This is a genomic window from Pseudomonas sp. W3I7 (assembly GCF_030816095.1).
Classification (GTDB): Bacteria; Pseudomonadota; Gammaproteobacteria; order Pseudomonadales; family Pseudomonadaceae; genus Aquipseudomonas; species Aquipseudomonas salomonii.
In genome coordinates, this window is record NZ_JAUSXP010000001.1 from 527090 (window position 1) to 541537 (window position 14448).

General features: G+C 61.9%; 14 protein-coding genes. 5 read left to right on the plus strand and 9 right to left on the minus strand.

Annotated features, from left to right (window positions below; translation table 11 throughout):
* Positions 1-80: 80 nt before the first annotated feature.
* The 9 genes from QF043_RS02540 to QF043_RS02580 form a co-directional block, all read right to left on the minus strand.
* On the minus strand, positions 81-1106 hold the full coding sequence (locus QF043_RS02540; protein WP_307417407.1) for a hypothetical protein: 1026 nt from the start codon (positions 1104-1106) through the stop codon (positions 81-83).
* Between the two features lie 115 nt (positions 1107-1221).
* Positions 1222-1794: a TetR/AcrR family transcriptional regulator gene (locus tag QF043_RS02545; RefSeq protein WP_307417408.1), complete on the minus strand. Its 573-nt coding sequence runs from the start codon at positions 1792-1794 to the stop codon at positions 1222-1224.
* Between the two features lie 109 nt (positions 1795-1903).
* A complete protein-coding gene (locus QF043_RS02550; protein WP_058419930.1) occupies positions 1904-2614 on the minus strand; it encodes an SDR family oxidoreductase in 711 nt (236 codons plus the stop codon).
* A complete protein-coding gene (locus QF043_RS02555) occupies positions 2601-2921 on the minus strand; it encodes a Dabb family protein (protein WP_307417409.1) in 321 nt (106 codons plus the stop codon). The genes QF043_RS02550 and QF043_RS02555 overlap by 14 nt, the downstream gene beginning before the upstream one ends.
* Positions 2914-3786, minus strand: a complete 873-nt coding sequence (locus QF043_RS02560) for a sugar transporter (protein WP_307417410.1) — start codon at positions 3784-3786, stop codon at positions 2914-2916. The genes QF043_RS02555 and QF043_RS02560 overlap by 8 nt, the downstream gene beginning before the upstream one ends.
* Positions 3787-3796: 10 nt before the next feature.
* Positions 3797-5518 carry a thiamine pyrophosphate-binding protein gene (locus QF043_RS02565; protein WP_307417411.1) on the minus strand — a complete coding sequence of 574 codons (1722 nt, stop codon included), beginning with the start codon at positions 5516-5518 and terminating at the stop codon, positions 3797-3799.
* Positions 5515-6708: an enolase C-terminal domain-like protein gene (locus tag QF043_RS02570; RefSeq protein WP_307417412.1), complete on the minus strand. Its 1194-nt coding sequence runs from the start codon at positions 6706-6708 to the stop codon at positions 5515-5517. The genes QF043_RS02565 and QF043_RS02570 overlap by 4 nt, the downstream gene beginning before the upstream one ends.
* Positions 6695-7573, minus strand: coding sequence for an alpha/beta hydrolase (locus QF043_RS02575; protein ID WP_307417413.1), 879 nt, complete (start codon positions 7571-7573; stop codon positions 6695-6697). The genes QF043_RS02570 and QF043_RS02575 overlap by 14 nt, the downstream gene beginning before the upstream one ends.
* A gap of 15 nt (positions 7574-7588) precedes the next feature.
* Entirely contained in the window at positions 7589-9244 is a 1656-nt protein-coding gene (locus QF043_RS02580; RefSeq protein WP_056858252.1) for a GH3 auxin-responsive promoter family protein, read from the minus strand.
* 314 nt (positions 9245-9558) lie between these two features.
* Between QF043_RS02580 and QF043_RS02585 the strand changes: the two genes are divergently transcribed.
* The 5 genes from QF043_RS02585 (at position 9559) to QF043_RS02605 (ending at position 14440) form a co-directional block, all read left to right on the plus strand.
* A complete protein-coding gene (locus QF043_RS02585) occupies positions 9559-10545 on the plus strand; it encodes an aldo/keto reductase (RefSeq protein ID WP_307417414.1) in 987 nt (328 codons plus the stop codon).
* Between the two features lie 21 nt (positions 10546-10566).
* Positions 10567-11733, plus strand: coding sequence for a hypothetical protein (locus tag QF043_RS02590; RefSeq protein WP_307417415.1), 1167 nt, complete (start codon positions 10567-10569; stop codon positions 11731-11733).
* 10 nt (positions 11734-11743) lie between these two features.
* Positions 11744-13123 carry an MFS transporter gene (locus QF043_RS02595; protein ID WP_307417416.1) on the plus strand — a complete coding sequence of 460 codons (1380 nt, stop codon included), beginning with the start codon at positions 11744-11746 and terminating at the stop codon, positions 13121-13123.
* A gap of 40 nt (positions 13124-13163) precedes the next feature.
* Entirely contained in the window at positions 13164-13994 is an 831-nt protein-coding gene (locus tag QF043_RS02600) for a phytanoyl-CoA dioxygenase family protein (RefSeq protein ID WP_056858256.1), read from the plus strand.
* A 62-nt stretch (positions 13995-14056) separates the two neighbouring features.
* On the plus strand, positions 14057-14440 hold the full coding sequence (locus QF043_RS02605; RefSeq protein ID WP_305455793.1) for a hypothetical protein: 384 nt from the start codon (positions 14057-14059) through the stop codon (positions 14438-14440).
* The last annotated feature ends 8 nt before the right edge of the window (positions 14441-14448 follow it).

Below are 14448 nucleotides of genomic sequence, written 5' to 3' on the forward strand. Positions count from 1 at the left end.
AATCGGTCAGTATAGGTAGCCGTTTCTTAACACTTCGTGAACGAATGTGGGGTTTTTGTAAGGCTCGCTCAGCCCCGTATTCAGGGCAGTTTCAAGCTGGGCAATGCCGCTTTGCCTGATTCGGTGAGTACCGGCTCCAATTGCGCCCAAGTGAAGCTCAAGTCGTTGTCGCAACCGTCGCCCGTGGCGCGTGTGGCGAGTTGCAAGCCTTGGGTGTTGAAGCTCAGGTCGAAGCTGTCGTAGTCGGTGATTGCCGGGCAACCTTCGTCGGTGGTGGTTTGTTTGGCCAGCCAGGCGCTGAACCTGGCTGGCAACTTCACGTGCCCGGAGTAGACGTCATACCCTTGTTGTTGGCCGCCGAGCCAGGTCCACGGGTCAACACGTTCGCCGGTTTGCAGGTTCCAGGAGTGCAGGCCCCAACTGATGCCCCGCGCGCCAGTGCCCGCCGCCCAGCGATAAAACTTTACCGTGATGAATTGCGACGACCAATACACAGGCTCGACGTCGATTTCGCTGGTGTAGCCCGAGCCGTTTCGCCCGAGGTACTCACGGCGTTCCTGGAAGTAATCCGTCTGCGCCTCATCGCTGACAGCCATGGCAGCGAGTTGCTGGTTGATTTTCTGAATCGCCGGGCTGTCGCCCTCGAGCTTGATGGTGACCTGTGCGCCTTGGGCCTTGAGCAGATACGCGTGGTTTTCGAAGCTTTTTTTCTCGGTCTTCACCGGCAGCGGCGCGGCTTCCATGGGCGCGTTGTAGGCATCGCTGCCGCAGCCGTCGGTGCTGATGCGTTTCAAGGTCAGTGGCAGCGATTTGGCGTCTTTGGTTTTGCTCCAGCCGCCCGTGAGCGTATCGCCCTGGGGGTTGTCCAGCTGCCAGAACCCGGTAGTGCCAGCCTCCACCCACGGCGCGTTGTCGCTGGCCTGGGTCAGTTGGATCGGCGTGAGAATGCGCTGGTAGTAGTAACTGCCCTGCTCGCCGTCGGCGCCGTTGAAACAGGCGGTGATGGCGGATTTGCCCAGCGTGCCCTGCCACACGCCCGCAAGGTCGGCGGCGTTGGCGAGCAAGGGCGTGAAGGTGAGGGCGATGACGGCGAGGGGCTTGAGCACGGGTATCTGACTTCCGGGTGTCTGATAAAGGCCGTCAGGGTAATGGCAAGTGTCGGTGGATTCCATAGGGCGAGGCGTTGTGAGGCGACTCGCCCGTTTCCAGACGCTCAAGTACTTATCGAATCTGCTTGCCCACATTAAACCGAAGCAACATCAGCGCCGCATCGCAGGCATCGCCGGCAAAGTGGCTTTTGCTGAACGCCTGGGCATTCACCGTGGCCCCATCGAGCAACATCATGATGTAGGTCGCGAGGGTTCTCGCGGTCTCGGGCGTGTGGTGGCGGGCTATCTCGTGTTCTACCAGCGCATGCAGTTGGTGCTTGTAGTCCAGGGCGATCTCGCGGATGTCGGAGTGCTCCGGGTATTCGGCCACCGCGCGGCCAAACAGGCAGCCGGCGAAGCTGGTGGAGCAGAACCACTGGCCACGCCAATCGAAGATCGAAATGATCTTTTCTTCCAGGCTGGGCTTTTCATCCATGCGCGCCTTCAACTGCCCGATCAGATGCGCCGAGCGTTGCGTCAAGACGGTTTTGACCAAGTCTTCCTTGCCGTTGAAATTACGGTACATCGTCATTCTGGCGACGCCCGATGCTTCGATAATCCAGTCGACGCCTACGGGGTGGAAACCGTGCTGGGAAAACAGGCCGGTAGCAGTGTCGACGACATGCTGCTTCTTCGATACGGACAACTCGGAACTCCAGGTTCAAGTAGTTGGGATGGGCGAAAACCGTAACATTATGATATAGACCAGTCTATCTCAGTCTCGATACGGTGTTTCGCCCATATGTCGCAAAAACTCAGGTAAAGCTCACGGTATCCCCGCCGTCGACGGCCAGTACAGTGCCGCTGATCATCGGGTTGGTGGCCAGCAGCAGGGCCGCCGAGGCGATGTCTTCCGGCCGGGCGATGCGTTTGACAGGCAGTGATTGGCTGCGTTGGCGCATTTTCTGTACCAGTGCTTCGGGGTGCATGCCGGTGTCGACAAAACCCGGGGACAGCACGTTGACGCGCACCGGCGAGAGTTCGCTGGCCAGCCCTCGGGCAAACCCTTCGATACCGGCGTTGACCGCGCTGATCAGTGCGGTCTGCGGCCCGGCGCGCTGGGCAAAACGCCCCGAGACCAGGGTCAGCGAGCCATCCTCGTCAAAAGGTGCCAGCCGGGCAATGTGGTACGCCGCCCAGAACTTACTGTCGAAGATGCGCTGCGCATCCTCCAGCGCAACGCTGCGCACCGGCCCGAACGTCAGCGAGGCGGCGGTGACAATGATGTGCTTCCAGCGCGTGGGCCGGGCAAAAAAGCGCTCCAGTTCGGCCGGTTGCGTGACGTCCAGTGGCACAGTGGCAACCTCGGCGCCGATGTCGTGTGCCGCCTGGCTTAGCCGCGCGGCACTGCGCCCGGCCAGGGTGACCGTGGCACCTTGCTGGTGGAACAGTTTAGCGATGGCAAAGCCGATACCGGCGGAGCCGCCGATGACCAGCACCTGGGTATTGCGCTCAAGCGTAGGCATGGCGGTCTTCCTCCTGTGGCAAAGGGTGTGTGAGCGGGTAATCGAAAATCAACATCTCGCACAACGCACGCAAGCGGGGGCGAAAGCCTGCGTGCAACGGGTGTTCTCGCCAGCCGGGGAGCACGGATTCGTCGGTAAAGGTGAGGATAAAACCCTGGTCGTAACCCAGCGAGCGGTCGCCGCTGTCGGCAATCACCTCCACCGCGACCAGGCCGGGCACACGGCCGGGAAAGCCGTGCAGCTCCTGCAGCAGCGTCGAGACGGCCGGGGCGTCGGGGCTTTTGAGTAAAACGATGCGCTTATACATGGACGTTCTCCCATTCGATCAAGTTGCTCAGGCGCGGGCCGCTGTCGAACTCGCACACCACGGTATCGCCGTGGCTGAGGTGGATACCGGCGTCGGCACTGTTGCGATCGGCGACCATATAGAGGTAGATCAGCGTGCCGGGCAGGCGCAGTGACGGGTGCTGCCACAGGGTGTCGAACAGGTCATCGGCGTCATAACACAGGCAGGAAAGGCCGGTGCTGAAACGCTGTTCCCAGTGCAGGTCGCCCGCGCGGTAGATGGAGGTTGTGCCCCTGATCAGGTCGGGCAGGGGCTGCCAATACAGCAGGTGGGAAATGGCGCTGGGCTGCAACTTGGCGTAGGCCAGGTAGTTGCGCTTGGATTTGGCCAGGGCGATATCGGTAAGGTCGTTGCCGAAGGTGTAGCCGATGTAGTTCGGGCGGCCGTCGTCAGCCACCAGAAACAGCGCCACCACTTCCGCCTCTTCACACGCCGACAGCGCGCCGCGACTCATGCGCAGCACGTCGCCGCTGCGCTTGAGCGTGTCGGCAAAGCCCTTGATAAAAAAGGCCGGGCGCTCGTCGCTTTCCGGTGGCTGCGCGACTTTGCTTTGGTGGGTCAGGCCAAAGCCGCACACCACGCCCTGGCGCGGGTCGGGCGGCAACAGGCATGGCAGCAGCTCGAAGCCCGCGAGGTCGGTAACCGTCAATGGCGCTGGCGAGTGTTCGCGCAGATACGCCAGAGGCCCACCGGGGAATTCCCGCGCCGGTGTGTCGCGCAACAACGCATACAGGTCGGCGACCGGGTAGAGGCTGTACTGCCCGGCGGTGCCGGGGCTGGTGACATAGCGCTGGCCGTCCCGCACGCATTCAAAAATGATCGACATGGGCAAGCTCCTAGAGGGTCTTGATTTCAAGCAGGGCGGGTTTGCCGTGGGTTTCCATATAGGCCAGGCAGTCGGCGATCTTTTCTTGAATCGCCGCCGGGGTGTCGGCGCTGCCGGGGCTATAGAGGTCGAAGGTTTTCGCCAGGGCGACAAAGTCCACTTCGTTTTCAAGGAAGCTGGTGCCCAGGTTGGACAGGTCGCTGGGCCGCTTGCGCAGGTCGGCAATGCGTTCGGCGTGTTGCTTGGAATTGAGGTAGAGGCGGTTGTTGATCACCAGCACCAGCAACGGAATGTCGTAGGCCGACAAGGTCCACAGGGCGCTCGGGGTATAGAGCAAATCGCCGTCGGATTGCAGGTTCACGCTCAGCCGGCCCGTGCCTTTATGGGCGACCGCCGCGCCGATGGCTGCCCCCAGGCCATAACCCAGCCCGGCACCGCCGCTCATGCCGATATACGCCTCGCTGCGATCGATCGGCCAGAGCTGGCGCACCAGCGTGTCGATGGTCACGCTGCCGGTGTTGGTGAGTACCCAACGCTGGTGCCCGATGGCTTCGTGGATAGCGATCAGCGCCTGGGCGATGGTCAGGCCATCGGCAGGTTGAGTGACCTGTGCAAGCAACGCTTGGCGGCGCACTTGCTTGTGCGCCGTAATACGCGCGATGCGCTCAGTGACCAAGGCCTGTGCCGTGCTATCGCGGTGTTCGGCGGATGCCTGCACCGCCTCGGCAATACGGGCGATGGAGGCGACCACGTTGGCGTGCAGGGCCAGGTCGGCGCACACCAGTTTCTGGCTGTCGGCCACCCAACTGCTGATGAGCAGGGAATGGGTGCCTAGGGTGGCGATGTACAAACCTGGGTGGGGTTTTTGCCCGGAGTTGGCCAGCAGGCCGTACAGGTCCTGGACTTCCAGGGCCAACAGAAAGTCGCATTCGCCCAGCAGGTGCGCATCATGGTCCTGGAAAACCAGGGGGTGAGTGTTGGGCACGTTATAGCGGCCATTGCGTGAAATCACCGCGGCACCGGTGAGGCTGGCGATGCCCAGTAGTTGCTCGGCCTGCTGATCGTCGAGTGCGGCGTAGTCGATGGCGATGACGGGGTGCTGCGCGCTCATCAACTGGGTGACCAGTTCAGCCAGTTGCTGATCGTCCAGCGCCGGCAAGCGTTCCGGACGTACCGGCCCGGCGGGCAGCGAGAGCCCGTCGGCCAGTGACTCTTCCTGAACCGCACTGTCGATGGCCACATAGCACGGGGCATGTGGCTCGGCGGCGCAGAGTTTGAGCGCGCGTTGCACCGACTCCAGGGTGGCGGCCTGGGACACTGGCATGTCGGTCCATTTGGTGTAGCCCGAGAGAATTTTATCGATGCTCTGGGAGGTGTGGATCCAGTCGATCCACGGACGACGCAGCGCCGCATCGATCGGACCGTTGCCGCCCAATACCAGCAAGGGCACGCGGTCGCACCAGGCGTTGAAGATAGCCATGCTCGCGTGCTGCAAGCCGATATTGGCATGCACCAATACCGCCATGTGCTTGCCGCTGGCCTTGTAATAACCGTGGGCCATGGCCACCGAGATTTCTTCATGGCAGCACATCAGGATGGCCGGCACGGCAGGGTCGGGGTGATGCACCAGCGAGTCATGAATGCCGCGAAATGATGCGCCGGGGTTGAAGCAGACGTACTCGATGCCCTGGTTGATCAACAGATCCACAAGCAAATCGGAAAAATACTTCATCGCGCACGCTCCATGTGGTGGGGCAAATAAGTGTGTTGGTCTGCGCCGAGGGCGCAACGGTAGGGCAGTACGTGGGCGGTCAGCCGCCCGCCAAGGCCCGGTTGCAGGTGGGCTGGCAAGTGAATGGCGTTGTGTTGCCGGTCTATCGCCGGCATGGGGTCGAGCAGGTGGTCGTCGAAGAAGCGGTCGTGCTGGCCGGCCTCCACGCCGATAAAACCGTCGAAGGCCGCCAGCAGTGCGCGGTGGGCGACAATCAGCGGGCCGACTTCAGCGACCTGCACGCCCAGGTAAACCGGCAGGCCCCAGCGGCGGCATTGCTCGAGCATTTTTGCGCTGCTGAGCAAGCCGCCGCACTTGGCAATGCGCAGGTTCACCGCATCCAGCGCCTGATGTTGCCAGGCGCGTTCCAGGCTCAGGGCCGAGGTGACCGACTCATCGAGCATGATCGGCACGCCATGCTTGAGGCGCGCCTGGCGGTAATCCTCCAGGCTGCCGCGCGGCAACGGCTCCTCGAATAAGGCCACGCCGAGCTCGCGAAACTGCGCGGCGCTGCTGTGCAGTTGCGCGGGTGACCAGCTCATGTTCGGGTCGACATACACCGCCAGGTTCGGCGCCAGCGCCTTGATGCTGCTCAGGCGCTGTTGATTGGCCTGGGCATCGCCGGCCAGTTTGAGCTTGAGCGAGCGCAACGGTTTGCGCTGTTCGAGGAACGTTTGCACCGGTTGCGACAGGTCGAGCACCTGGGTGATGTTGACCTGGGCGGGCAGGCTGCGGCGTGCCGTCGGCGCCGCCTCGGTGATGCGCAGCAGGTAGGCGGACAAGGGCAGGCCGGCCTGTTGCGCCAGGGTGTCGAGCAGCGCCATTTCCACCAGGCAGCGGGTATTGTTGCCCAGGCTTGCATCGGCCTCGCCGGGCAGGCCGTGCTCATAGAGCGCACGGCCTCGGTCGACCGGGTCGCCGCTGGCCAGTGCTTTTGCCAGATGCGCGAAGTCAAGGCTGCGCAGTTGGGTCAGCACCGACTCGCAGTCTTCGCCGGTTACGTAGCGGCGCGGCGCGCATTCACCGATCCCGGTAAAGGCGCCGAGCGTCCAACTGAGCACCACACTGTCTGAAGTGTGGCGTCGGTGGGCGCCATGCACGAACGGGTTGGCCATGGGCTGGCGCACGAGGTAGACCTCAGGCGGCGTCATAGGCGTAGCGTCCGTTGGCTTTGACGAAGTCGGCGGTGAACTGCACGACCTGCCCCATGGCCGGGGTAAAAAACAGGTAGTGCTTGTCCTGGTTCACCAGCAGGGTCGAGCCGTTGCGGCACAGGCGCTGGAAGTGGCCCACCGTCGCATTCACATCCACCAGCGGGTCTTTATTGGCGCAGATAAACAGGCTGGGCGCGTCGATAGGGCGGGCGTCGGCCGCCTGGTAAACCTTCTCCAGGGCCAGCAACTTCTTGCGTTCGCGATGCTCCAGGTGAGTGGTCGCCAGCGCGTCATTACGGATAAATTCGACCAGGTGCGGGTTGGCGGTGAAGTCTTCGGCGTCGAGGCCCGAATCCCACAGGCTTTGCCGGTCGTCCAGGTCGATACTGGCGCGCTCCTGTTCACTCAAGCGGTCGTGCATCTTGCCCAGCCACGCCGAGCAGATCACCAGATTGTCATAGGGCAATGGCGCATAGGTGCTGCTTGCGATGGCGGCCAGCACCGAGCCGCCCAGGCAGTGGCCGAACAGGCACAGCGGAATGTCGTCGGGCACTTCACGGCGGATGTGTTCGATGGCTGCCGCCGCATCTGCGTGCAGCGTGCGCACATCCGGGAAACCATGTTTCTGGCCGCTGCTGATGCCGCACCCTTCGCGGTCGAGGGCGTAAAACGCGATGCCCAGGTTGGCGAAGGCATTGCCCACCGCCCATAGCCAGCCGGCGTGGCTTTGCAGGCCATGAAAGTACAAAATGGCCCCTTGCGGCCGCTGCGGGCGCCAGGCGTGCAGGGCCATGCGCCGATCTGCCTGAGCCAAGTGGTGAACTTCACGCGCAATGCTGTGTGCAAACAAGTGCATATTCATGAGTGCCTCTCAAGATCAGAATTGCTGGATGCCCAGCAGGGACAGGTCCGGTTGGAAGGGCTTGTATTTGATCTGCAGGGTTTTCCTCGCGGCCTTCTCGCGCTCGATGGCCATGGAGATCGCGTTGCCGGGCACCGTAATGACCTTGATTTGCCCCAGGCGCTTGCTGGAGCGCTTGGACTCGTACTCGATATTGATCGCCTGCAGGTGCCCGTCGAGCAATTGGCTGAGGGTTTGCGATTCGCCGCACGACGCGCCGCCGGCCTCGATGGCGACGGCGTAGTAAGGCGTTTCGTGCCAGACCGGAGCGCACAGGTACAGCCCGGCATTGGGAATGCCGCACATCTGCACGGCTTCGTGCAGCTGGGTCTCGGTGATTTTTTCACCGGTAAAGGAGTGCATGACGCCGTTGCGGCGGCTGAAACTGATGCGCGGTACGCCACGGTAGTAGCCGTGCACGCGGTAAATATCACCGGTGTACATGCGGACCATGCCGTTGCCCTGCCACATGACCAGGTGGTATTCGTCGCCTTCTTTGAGTTGGTCCAGGGCAACGGTTTCCGGTTGTGCCTGGTCGCGTACCAGTGCATCCATGTCCACCGATACGGGGATGAACTCGAAGAACGCCTGGTCCACCGCCAGTGGTTGGCTGTCCTGGTCAGCGTCCACCGGTAAGGTCACCACGCCTTCGGTACCGCACGACATGAAGGGCAGCACCTTGGCCTGCCCCATGATCCGCTCCAGCTGTGGCTTGTAGAGTTTGGCCGACGCCGCCGTCCAGCAACTGAAGCGCTCAAGCCCCGGCCATACATCGGTCAGCGACACCCCGTCAGCCGCGAGCACCGTCTCCAGCCGTCGCGCGGCGGCCGGGTCGGCCGCGCGCAAGAGGCTGCCGGTGTGGGCGCCGTCATGCAGGTCACGCAGCAGACGCTCGCGGTTTTCCAGCAGGCTGTGGTGCAGGGAAAGCAGGGTGCTGGGGTTGATCGCGGTGAGCAGCCTTACGTCTTCGCCCAAGGTCCACAGCAGCCGGGCGTACATCTTTTGTTCATGGCTGGCATCTTGGGTCGGCGTGAACCAGGGGGCTTCATACCAGGGCGGGTTCCAGTCGCCGCTGCCGATTTGCGGGTGGCGGTTGCTGATGGCCTGGTAGGGCAGGCCTTCCACGTATTCGTTACTCGGGTCACGCACGGTCTGGGTGTCCAGCGTGGCCCAGGGGTTGGCATGCAGCGCCGGGTAGTCATGGCCAAAAAAGCCCCACATGGCCTGGATGGCGGGCACCCGGTACTGGCGGATCCAGTGCAACGTGTAAGGAATGCGCTTGGACTGGCCGGTGGTGCCGCTGGTCTTGAGCCAGCGCACCACCGGGCTGCAGCTGAGTATCCCGCCTTTTTGCTGGCCTTCACGCACCAGGATTTCGCGGAACCCTTCGTAGGTCATGACCGGGATGTTGGTGCGGGTGATGCGGCCGTTGCAGTGGCTGACCTGAAAGCCGTTTTCCTTCCAGAACAGCGATTTCTGGCACACCGAAATGATGTCCTCAAGCACGTGTTCCTGTGCCCGGAGGGGTTTGTCGAGCCTTTCCAAATAGTTCGCTTGCGCTTGGGCGCATTCAGCTTTGAAGGTCGGCACCCTGCGTTCCCAATGGCCGATCCAAGAGTCCATCTTGCCCATGCGTTCGTCCTCGATCACGTGAAAGGAAAGAGAGACTGGTATGTCTCTGTTGTGAGTGTTTAGTCCCTCGAAATTTATGTGTCAATATGTTTCTTGTTATTGGATCCAATCATTTGGTTTGTATGACGAGATTAATAAGGTGCCGTTTTTATTGAGCAAATCTCTGTTATTTAAAGGTTTTTAGGTCTGTTTCGGGATTGTTCTTTCGGCGCTGAGGCGAAAATTAAATTTTATTTATTGAAGTTTTGTGTTGACGGAGAAGCGATTTTTTGAAAATTATGTAGAACGATCAGTATCACAAGGAGGGCGATTCCATGGTTTCCAGGATCACATTGGGTACTCAAGGGCTGCGTGTCGGCCGCATCGGCCTTGGCTGCATGGGCATGAGCCAGTGGTATGGCGCCACCGATGACAACGAATCGGTGCGCACCCTGCACCGTGCGCTGGAGCTGGGCGTGGACTTCTTCGATTCGGCCGAGGCGTATGGGCCGTTTACCAACGAGCGGCTGTTGCAGCGCGCGTTTGCCGGTCGGCGTGAAGAGGTGGTGATCGCCACCAAGTTTGGTTTCCGCATCGTCGACGGCCAGATCGTTGGCGTCGACAGTTCGCAGGGAAATCTGCAAAAGGTCGTCGAGGCCTCCCTCAAACGGCTGGGCACGGACCACATCGATGTGCTGTATCAGCACCGGCTCGATCCCACCATTCCCATCGAAGAGGTGGTCGGCGCGATGGGGCGCCTGGTTGAGCAGGGCAAGGTCAAGTACCTGGGCTTGTGTGAGGTGGGGACAAGCACGATTGAGCGCGCCCATAACACCCACCCGATATCCGTGGTCCAGGGCGAGTACTCGTTGTGGGAGCGCAATGTCGAGCAAGAGATCTTGCCGCTGCTGCACAACCTGGGGATCGGCTACGTCGCGTTCTGCCCCTTGGGCCGAGGGTTTTTGACCGGCAAGGCCGTCAGCGCCGCGAACTACGACGCCAATGACTTCCGCCAGCAGGACCCGCGCTTTCGCGAAGAAAACTTCGCCGCCAATACCTTTCTGACCGAGTCGATTCTGGCGTTGGCCGCCTCCTGGTCGATGACGCCTGCGCAACTGGCGCTGGCCTGGCTGCTGACGCGCAGCCCGCACCTGGCGGTGATCCCCGGCACCAAGCGTGTGGCCTACCTGGAAGAAAACGTCGCCGCCGACGACTGCGTGCTCAGCGATGAGCAGCTTCAGGCGATTGAGGCCTTGCTGGGGCAGTGGGCGGTTGCCGGTGAGCGCTACGAGCAGCGAATGATGCAGTTCATCGACCGATAGGCACTGCCAGGGAGGCCAGCCATGCAACCGCACCGCTTGCTCGACGAAACGGAACAGCGCTTTCACCAGAACTTTTTGCAACGTAATGGCAACACGCAGGTGACCTCGTTGCTGACGGTGCCTGGGTGTGTGGGCCCTGTGCAGGCTCGCAAAGCGTTCGCGCAGTTGGTGGCGGAGTATCCGTTTCTGCACCAGAAGATTGTGCCTGTCGGTGATGACCGGTACGGGTTCGTGCCGGTCGACAATCACGTGCAGTCGTCGACCAGCACACCACCACCGTCGCGGCGTACTGACGTGTTGCTCAAGCTTGAATTGAACCGCTTGCTGGGGGATCAAGAGGGCTGGCGCGCGTTAGTGGTTGCCGATGCCGAGATCAACCAGACCCATATCCTGCTGACGCGTAACCATGCGATCTCCGACGGCTACAGCACCGCCAGGTTGGTCAACAGCCTGGCCGGTTACCTCGGCGCGACGCCCGCGACGCCCGCGAGCCTCGATAGCCGGGTGTCGCAGGCGTTCCATATCCGCCTGAAGCATTGGCGCGGGTCGCCTCTTGAGACGGGTAAAGCCAGCTACGCCGATTTTGTCCAGTTGCAGGTCAGCCACCAGGCCGCAGAACGCCTGGGTCAACTGCGCGAGGCGTCTGGCTTCACCACCAATGCCATTTGGGGTGGGGTGCTGGCGCACAGTTATCTGAGCTACGCGGATGTGCCGGCGTTCGACTTGTTCACCGCGTATTCACTGCGTGAACCCGCCAGCCATGGCCATCCGTTGACCAAGGCCTGCCTGATCGATGTGCGCAAAACCACCTTTGCACGGCAAAACCCAGGCGTGCTCGGCTGTATTGAGCGCTATGCGCAGGCGGTCGCCGAGGGCCGGGCGCAACTGGGCGCACCCCCGACCAGCGCGGCCAACGACAGCCCGCGGCCCGCGCTGGCCTTTACCAATACCGGGCCGCTGGACCGCTTCTTGACTCACCCCGCGCCGGCTGTGCTCGGTTTCTCAACCCTGGTTAACCGCTCCGGCGGCAACTACGACTTCGTCCTGCACCTGGGCAGATTCAATGGCAACTGGCATGCGGCGCTGGCGTTCAGTTCGCTGAAAGTCGAGCGCGCTACGGCACTGGCGTTCAAGGCGCAGATCGAGGCGACCCTGGCGTCGCTGCCAGCTGCGCTCCACACCTCCTGAGGAATTGATAATGGATACTTCCAGTCATAAGAAGCTGACCCTGTTCGCCACCTGCCTGGGCTTTGTGGTGGTGCTGCTCGATGTGAGCGTGGTCAACGTGGCCCTTGAAAGCTTCAAGGCCGAGTTCGCCACCGACGTGCTGCAACTGCAATGGATCGTCAACGCCTACACGCTGTTGTTTGCGTCGTTTTTGCTCACCGGTGGCGCGTTGGGTGACCGGTTTGGCCACAAGAAAATCTTCCTGTGGGGGTATGCGGTCTTTACCTTGGCCTCGCTCGGCTGCGGCCTGGCGGACACCTTGCCCGCGCTGATCGGCTTTCGCGCGCTGCAAGGCATCGGCGCGGCACTGTTGGTGCCCACTTCCCTGGCGCTGGTGCGAATTACCTTTGAGGTGCCCGCCGAACGCAGCAAGGCCATTGCCTTGTGGGCGGGCGTGGCCGGCATCGCGCTGGCGGCCGGCCCGGTGGTGGGCGGCTTGCTGATTGGGGTGTTCGGCTGGCGCAGCATCTTTTTCATCAACTTGCCCATTGGCCTGATCGGCATCGTGCTGTGCCTGATCAATGCGCCACGTATCCCGGCCAACCACAAAGGCGGTTTCGATTTGTGGGGGCAGTTGCTGGCGTTGTTTACCTTGGCCAACTTGACCTACGCGGTGATCGAGTTGGGCCGCCAGAACGGCGTCGACCTGCGCGTTGCGGTGCATGCCGTGTGCTTTGTCGGCGGCTTGCTCGGGTTTTTGTGGGTCGAGTCGCGCACGGCCCGGCCGATGGTGCCGCTCACGGTGTTCAACAACGCGGCGTTCAGCCTGGCGTCGATCCTGGGCGTGATCGTGAACTTCGTGTTCTACGGGCTGATTTTCGTGTTCAGCATCTTTTTACAGCAGGTCAATCACTACTCGGTGATCAATACCGGGCTGGCCTTTATCCCCATGACCGGGGTGCTGTTCTTTGGCAATCAGCTGGCTGCTCGCTGGCTGCCCAAGTTGGGTGAGCGGCGTCTGCTGGCGCTGGGCCTGGCCATCGCGCTGCTCGGCGTGGTGGCACTGACACCTTTTGTGGGGGGCGCGCCTTACGCCAACATCGCCGTGCAGATGTTTGTGATCGGCTTTGGTATTTCACTCACGGTGCCCACCCTGACCGCCACTGCCGTCAACCACGTCAGCAGTGATAAGTCCGGCGTGGCCTCGGCCATCGTCAATGCCTCGCGCCAAGTGGGTGGCCTGATCGGAGTGGCCATCTTCAGCCTGTTGATCAACGTGACCGATGCAGCCCAGTTCGGCCACGGGTTCGCCCAAGTTATCGCCTTGTCCTCGCTGCTGTTGGCCGCAGGCTGGGCGTTGACGCTCGTGTTGTTGCGCAAGCAACCCCTGGCCGCGCAATCGGCCGCCTGAAGCAGTGCTCAATAAACCCTGGAAGCAATGGAGATTGAACATGCAAGCAGTCATGAAGACCGAGGCAAATTCCGGCTACGCGCCGCGCCAACTGGATGCCCAGCAAATCCTGGATTTTCGGGCCAATGGGTGGATGAAACTGGAAAATGTGATCAACGCCGAGACGGTGCAGATGTTGCTCCAGGAGGCCAAGACGCGCATGGGCGAGGTGGCGCGCACGGTCGATCGCAACGACCCGGGCAAGCAGATCGAGAATGCCTACCGCTGGTATGCGCGCTGGGATGAAGTCTCCAGCACCTGCCCGCAGATCAAGGCGCTCAGCCATTCGCCGCAGTTGGCCAGCATTGCTTCGCAACTGGTGGGCGAAGAAGTGCGGTTCTATTCCGACCACGTGTTCGCCAAGAACCCCGAGTCCGAGGCCGGTGGCGACACCCCTTGGCACCAGGACTTTCCTCACCATCCGCTGGATCGGCAGGGCGCGTTGAATATCTGGATCGCCTTGGTCGACCTGACGCCGGAAATGGGCACCATGCAGTTTCTCAGCCGCAGCCATCGGGCGGGCATGCTGGGGCGTTACTTCAACCGCCGCGACAACGTGACCTTGCTCGACGAGCACCCTTGGGTCCTGGACGAGTTCGAGATGTCGCCGCCCATTGCACTCAAGGCCGGCGATGCCACCGTCCACGACATGAACGTGATCCATGCGGCGCCTGCCAATAGCTCCAATGTGCCGCGCTGGGTGTATTCCACCCTGTGGCTGCCGGTGTCGGCGCGCTACACCGGCGCCTCGAACCATCGCACCGACCCGCTTGGGCTGACGCTCGACATGCCCATGGAGCACCCCAAGTTTCCCGTTATCCCGACCCGCTGACAGCCGTGTACTCCGGCCGGCACTTGCCGGTCGGCGTTCTATTACGAGAGGGGAAACCGAACATGCCACATGTCTATCTTGAGTACACCGCCGGGGTGGCTGACGAGGTTGATTTCAAACGTGCCTGCCAGCGTCTGCATCGAACACTGGTCGAGGTGTCGGGGTTGCGACTGGACCTGGTCAAAACCCGCCTGGTCAGCTACGACCACGCGTTCGTTGGCGATTGTGACGAGCGCCAGCATTTCATCCACCTCAACGTCTCCACGGTGACCGGCAAGGCCGGCGACGATGAGCAGCGACGCGCGATCAGCACGGCGCTGCTAGAGGTGATGGCCGATATCTTCGCGCCTGCGCTGCTGCGGCATAAGGTGGACCTTTCTGTGCAAGTCACCGAGGTTCCGGCCAGCGGCTATGTGCGCAAGCGATCGGCGACGTTGCTGCCGTGAGTGCTAAG